This is a genomic window from Ilumatobacter sp., from assembly GCF_049588435.1.
Lineage (GTDB): Bacteria > Actinomycetota > Acidimicrobiia > Acidimicrobiales > Ilumatobacteraceae > Ilumatobacter_A.
This window is the reverse complement of sequence record NZ_JBAVYV010000025.1, coordinates 1-5,684: the sequence shown is the minus strand read 5'-3', so window position 1 is coordinate 5,684 and position 5,684 is coordinate 1. Positions and strand designations below refer to the sequence as shown.

At 67.1% G+C, this 5,684-nt stretch carries 7 protein-coding genes and 1 pseudogene; 2 read left to right on the top strand and 6 right to left on the bottom strand.

Annotated elements, in window-relative coordinates:
* A pseudogene (locus WBV89_RS00695) lies at window positions 1-445 on the bottom strand (hypothetical protein); the annotation flags it as partial.
* Between WBV89_RS00695 and WBV89_RS00690 the strand changes: the two are divergent.
* Window positions 444-1,466, top strand: a complete 1,023-nt coding sequence (locus WBV89_RS00690; protein ID WP_423979420.1) for a TIGR00730 family Rossman fold protein — start codon at window positions 444-446, stop codon at window positions 1,464-1,466. The pseudogene WBV89_RS00695 and the gene WBV89_RS00690 sit on opposite strands and share 2 nt — an antisense overlap.
* A gap of 37 nt (window positions 1,467-1,503) precedes the next feature.
* Here the strand turns inward: WBV89_RS00690 and WBV89_RS00685 are convergent, their stop codons facing one another.
* Window positions 1,504-1,695: a hypothetical protein gene (locus WBV89_RS00685; RefSeq protein WP_423979419.1), complete on the bottom strand. Its 192-nt coding sequence runs from the start codon at window positions 1,693-1,695 to the stop codon at window positions 1,504-1,506.
* Entirely contained in the window at window positions 1,692-2,909 is a 1,218-nt protein-coding gene (locus WBV89_RS00680; protein WP_423979418.1) for a (Fe-S)-binding protein, read from the bottom strand. The genes WBV89_RS00685 and WBV89_RS00680 overlap by 4 nt, the downstream gene beginning before the upstream one ends.
* 40 nt (window positions 2,910-2,949) lie before the next feature.
* Here WBV89_RS00680 and WBV89_RS00675 point away from each other — a divergent pair, with 40 nt between their 5' ends.
* Complete coding sequence (locus tag WBV89_RS00675) at window positions 2,950-3,747, top strand: Fpg/Nei family DNA glycosylase (RefSeq protein ID WP_423979417.1); 798 nt, start codon at window positions 2,950-2,952, stop codon at window positions 3,745-3,747.
* A 57-nt stretch (window positions 3,748-3,804) separates the two neighbouring features.
* Here the strand turns inward: WBV89_RS00675 and WBV89_RS00670 are convergent, their stop codons facing one another.
* From WBV89_RS00670 to WBV89_RS00660, 3 genes are all read right to left on the bottom strand, one after another.
* The gene (locus WBV89_RS00670) at window positions 3,805-4,167 is read right to left on the bottom strand and encodes an SET domain-containing protein-lysine N-methyltransferase (protein WP_423979416.1); all 363 of its coding nucleotides are present in this window, start codon (window positions 4,165-4,167) and stop codon (window positions 3,805-3,807) included.
* Window positions 4,168-4,186: 19 nt separating this feature from the next.
* A complete protein-coding gene (locus WBV89_RS00665; RefSeq protein ID WP_423979415.1) occupies window positions 4,187-5,083 on the bottom strand; it encodes a phosphotransferase enzyme family protein in 897 nt (298 codons plus the stop codon).
* On the bottom strand, window positions 5,080-5,684 hold a 605-nt coding region (locus WBV89_RS00660), incomplete at its 5' end, for an FAD-linked oxidase C-terminal domain-containing protein (protein ID WP_423979414.1). The genes WBV89_RS00660 and WBV89_RS00665, both read right to left, overlap by 4 nt.

Genomic DNA, 5,684 nt, shown 5'->3' with positions numbered 1-5,684 from the left:
GATCCGGGCGGATCAAAACCGCCCAGGCCCCGATGACACCGACGGCACACGAGAGGGCGTACGCCATCGCCTTCGCACCACGAACCGCGAGCACGCCGATGATCGCACCCAGGATCAGGATCACGATCAGCGCGCCGGACACCAGCACCGCCTTGTCGCTCGTCCCGAACTGCTCGATCGCCCAGTCCTTCAGCCACGCCGGCGTGTAATCGATGAACTCCTGACCGACCGGGACCACCGGCGACGCCGAGTCGCGCACCAGACCGACCACCAGTTCGGCGACGGCGAGGCCGGCACCCGTGGCGAGCAACCCGAGGCCCAGGCCACGCCACAGCGACGGCGTCGACGCATCGCTCGAGTACCGCTCCCGCCAACCCGCGATGCCACCGGGTCGAGCGGCAGGCTGGTCGGCAGACTCATCGGCGTCGTAGGGTTCGATGGGCATGGACCAAGGTGTACCCGATCAGAACCGCTCCGTTGCAGAATCGGTGGTTCGCGAGCTCGGAGTTTCGGAGAATGTTCGGCTCGCGGAATCACTCGTTTCGGAGGCGCTGGGCCTCATCGGAGACGAGCCCGACACGCTCGACCTGAAGATCGCCACTGCCGCCCTGACCGAGATGCGTGCGGCGTATCGGGTCTTCGCTCCCTACCGGGACGAATCGAAGGTGTCGATCTTCGGGTCGGCGCGGACCCGCCCCGATGATCCGCTGTACGCACAGGCGCGCGATCTGGCGTCGATGCTCGCCGAACGCGGGTGGATGGCGGTCACCGGCGCGGGTCCCGGGATCATGCAGGCGGGGATGGAGGGCGCCGGCCGCGAGCGGTCGATCGGCGTCTCGATTCGGCTTCCCTTCGAAACCGGTGCGAACGACATCATCGCGGGCGACGCCAAGCACGTGTCGATGAAGTACTTCTTCACCCGCAAGCTGATGCTGATCAAGGAGTCTCAGGCCTTCGTCTGTCTCCCCGGCGGATTCGGCACGATCGACGAGACGTTCGAACTCCTGACGCTCGTCCAGACCGGCAAGAGCCTGCCGGTCCCGATCATCCTCCTCGACTCTCCCGGAGACCCGTTCTGGGAGCACGTCGACGGTCTGGTTCGGCACCAGCTCATCGATCGCGGGCTGGTCTCGCCCCGTGACACCGGGTTGTACACGATCACCGACTCCTGCGCGGACGCCTGCCGCATCATCGAGGACTTCTATGCGAACTACCACTCGATCCGCTTCGTCGGCAACCGCCTGATCATCCGGCTCCGCACCGGGCCGACCGATGGCCAACTCGCGCTGTTGAACGAGCGCTACTCCCATCTCTGCACGGCGGGCGGAATCGAACGCAGCGACGCGACGCGGGCCGAACGGCGCGATGACGACCACCTCGAACTCGATCGCCTCGCGCTCGAGTTCACGCACCACGGCTACAGCGATCTGATCGCGCTCATCCGTGAACTGAACAGCTGGGTCTGACCGGAGTCGTCGGGTCCGGTCGGACCACGACGTCGAGTCACTCGCCGACGGAACGGAGGAGGTGCGCGGCCTTGGCGACGGCCCGTCGGGCCTGCATCAACGTCTTGTCGCTGGGTGGTCGCTCGATCTCTCCGTCGGCGACCGCTTCTCGGAGCTGTTCGAACGCGACATCGTCGAGTTCTTCGGCGATCTGCTCCAAACGCTCGGCGAAACCGTCGTAGGCGGTCATCGTCGCGTCGCTGACGCCAACGCACCGGCGACGATGTCGACGGGGTGTTCGACCGTCAGTCCCCGATCTGTGAGGACGGCTGCGAGGTGCATCGAACAACCAGGGTTCGCGCTCGCCAGCAGGTCGACCGACCCTCCCCCGGCGAGTGCCCGGTCGATCGCCGCCACCTTGCGGTCACGGATCTGGCCTGCGAGTTCCGGTTCGAGCACCGAGTAGGCGCCACCGGCACCACAGCACAAGCCGTCGTCGTCGAGTTCGACCACGTCGGCAACATGGCCGAGCAGTGTGCGGACCGCCGTGTCGACACGCTGGACGTGGCGGAGATGGCACGGGTCCTGCACGATCACACGCGGGCGCACACCCGCGTACGGTTCGAGACGATCGACTCGTTCGGCCAACCACTCGTTCGCGTCGACGACGCGGGCGGAGAAGCGTTCGGCCTCGGGAGTCCCGACGGTCGTGCCGTAGTCCTTGAGGGCGGCGCCGCACCCCGCCGAGTTCACGACGATCGGTGCATCTCCCGGCATCGACGCCATCACCCGACGTGCCAGGACGACGGTCTCGTCGTGCAGTCCGGCGTGGACGTGCAGCGCTCCACAGCAGGCTCCCTCACGACCCGGCACCCGATAGGTCGAGCCGACGGCGGTGATCAGATCGGCGGTGGCGTGATGCGTCGAACGCTGCCACGCATCCATCACACATCCGGTGAACAGCCACACGTCATCGCCCGTCGATACGACTGCCGGCGGCCGACGGAGCGGGAGCCGCGCCAACCCGAGTCGAGCGGGTACCAGCCTCAGCCGTTGGGCGGCTGCCAGGACGGTGGAACCGATGAGCAACACACGATGATGGCCCAGCACGCGGAACCCGGCGCGCTGCCACCTCGGCGTGATCTTGTGGTTCGCAGCGAGAGCGACCCTCGTCTGCTCCATCAGCGCACCGAACTGGACGTTGCTCGGGCATGCCGGCTCGCAACCTCGACACTGCACACAGGTCGCCATGAAGTCGACGAACTCGGCGTCGACCGCCACGCCGTCGTTCTGGACGCCGCGCATCGCATCGATGCGTCCACGGGGCGAGTACGCCTCCTCACCGGTCACCCGGAACGTCGGGCAATGTGGCAGGCACAGCCCGCAGGACACGCACGATGACAGCTTCTCCTCGTCGAGGTTCAGATCCAGATTCACCTCGCGGTTGCGGCCGACGTCGAGCACGCAGCGAACTCTACGCGGCGAAGCGGTACGGTCGTCGCTCGTGCCAGAGGGACACACCATCCACCGCATCGCCCGCGACCACGGCAAGCTGCTGGTCGGGATGCCGGTCGGCGTCTCGAGTCCGCAGGGACGATTCTCGAGCGATGCCGAACGGGTCGATGGCACGACACTGGAGCGGATCGAGCCGTACGGCAAACACCTCTTCTACTTCTGGTCGACCGGCGAGATCGGACACGTCCACCTGGGATTGTTCGGCAAGTTCCGAGTCTCGACCGACGACGACCGGCCCCCACCGCGTGGCGCGGTGCGGATGCGGTTGGAATCCGACCTGGCCACGATCGATCTCTCCGGTCCCACGGCATGCAGCATCGACGATCCGTCGGTGCGCACGGGCATCCTGGCCCGACTCGGCCCTGACCCGATCAAGCCACGCCAGAACCCCCGGCGGATGTTCGACAAGGTCTCGAAGTCGACACGCGGGATCGGCGACCTGCTGATGGATCAGTCGGTCGTCGCCGGGGTCGGCAACGTGTACCGCGCCGAGGCCCTGTTCGTCTGCGGGATGCATCCCCTCCGTCCGGGACGGGACCTCGATCCTGCCGAACTCGAAGAACTCTGGAACACGATCACGACGATGTTGCGACGCGGCGTGAAGGACGGGCGCATCGTCACCGTCAGCCGCGCCGAGTCCGGCGTTCCGCGTGGAACGCCGATCCCACGCAGCGTGGCGACGTACGCATACAAGCGAGACCACTGCCTCCATTGCGGAACCGAGATCCAGCGACTCGACATCGCGAACCGCACGAGTTATCACTGCCCGACCTGCCAACCTCGCTGACGAGCCGTCCAGCCGGCGCAAGGATCAGACACGGCAAGGATCAGACAGCGGCAAGGATCAGAGGACGTCGAACCAGACGCCGTCCTGCGCCGTACCCATGTAGTTGATGTGGATCTCGTCGCCGACATCGATCCGGCGCGTCGCCGAGATCACCAACTCGTCGCCGGTCTCGAGGGTCGTGGCGTTCGACTCGTAGGAGTGGTTGTACAACGACCCGTACCCGAGGGCCAACGCCGTTCGGCCGTCGCCCCATCCGAACACGTAGCCCTCGGCACCCGATTCGAGGTCATCGCCACGATCGGGCTCGGCCACGAGCATCGGGCACCGTTCGATCTCCTCGCCCTTCTCGAACCGGCGGGTCGCGAAGACCCCACGCCCGGCTCCCGACGGTGAGTTCCTGACCTCGAGTCCAGCTGGCACGATCGGACAGTCAATCAGCTCACTGGGCACTCCATGCCGGCGCGTCGATGTCGCCCCGCCAATACCCGAGACGCCGTTCGGCCTCGGGTCGTGCGGCCGGATCGACCAATGCCACCTTCCACCTCATCAACGTCGCCGACACGAGCCGAAGTTCGGCGAACGCGTCGCCATGGCGATCTCCGAATGCGGTCCATCCGTAGCCCGCTGCGAAGTCCTCGTAGATCCCCGGGGCTCCGTTCCACCGGTCGGTCCAGGTCATCAGCGCCGAGTGATCCCAGCCTCGTGGAGCACGACAGAGCAGATCCCAGTCGAGAAGCACCGGACCGTCGTCGCTCATGATGACATTGCCCGGGTGGACGTCGCCGTGACACAGGACCACGTCACCCGACTCGACGAAGTCATCCCAGCCACGGTGCCGTTCGATCGCTGCACGCAGGCCTGCCACAGCGGCGGGGTCGAGCGCATCGCCGACTTCTGCGATGAGCTGATCGTGATCCCACCAGGGGAACTCGGCGGCGAACGGCACGGGAAGTGCCGGTGGGACGGAGGCGGGGTCGACCGTATGGACCCGTGCGACCAACTCACCGACCGCTCGCCAGTCGAGGGGTGCCTCGATCGCGTCGACGTGACGCCAGGCGGTGACGGCGAAACCGTGGTCCTCGACGACGTCGTCGCGCACGCTGCGGGCGACCCTGATCCCGTCATCGGCGAGCTTCTGTGCGAGTTCCAGTGAGGCCGCCGCGGGTCCGTTCGGAGTCGCGACCCGCAGCACCGTGTCGTCGCAGCGGAAGATCGCGTTCATCCCCTGACGCAACACGACCGGGGTGCACAGGCCCCAGTGATCGGCAGCGATCGCGGCGACGTCGGTCGCGGCCGCGAGATCGCTGACCCGTCGATCGACGTAGGCGCGGGTCACCGTGCGGAGCCGACGGTGAGCGGGTCGACGCCCGGGTTCAGGCGGCCGGTTGGATCGAACTGCGCCTTGATCCGGTCGTGGACGGCACGCACTGCCGGGTCGGGTTCACGATGCGGGGCGGCGGTCGGGCGATGGACGACGCCGACACCGATCTCTGCGATGAACGTCCCGGGCTCCTCGGTCCGCATCGCACCGAGTTCGCTCGGGGCAACCGACCACCGATGCGGACCCGGCAGCGGCGGCGCTCCGTCGGTCTCGACCAGTCGAGTGGCCGTCGCGATCGTCTCGACATCGCCTGGGTCGCCATCGAGACGAACCCACGTCGTCCGTCCGTCCCACAGGATCCCCACCGGTCGGTACAGCGTGGCGAGCAGTTCGAACGGATCGCGATCGGTGCAGAACCATCGACTCGCCCGCGGCAGCGGGCGCGTCCGCAGGATCACGTCGCCGAGGAACCCGAGGGTGCCACGAGACCCGACGAGCAGCCGGCAGAGGTCGAAGCCGCTCACGTTCTTGACCGTCGGACCGCCCGCCTTCGTCACCTCACCCGACGAACCGACGAAACGGCTCTGGAGGAGCACGTCGCGCATCGGTCCGTGTC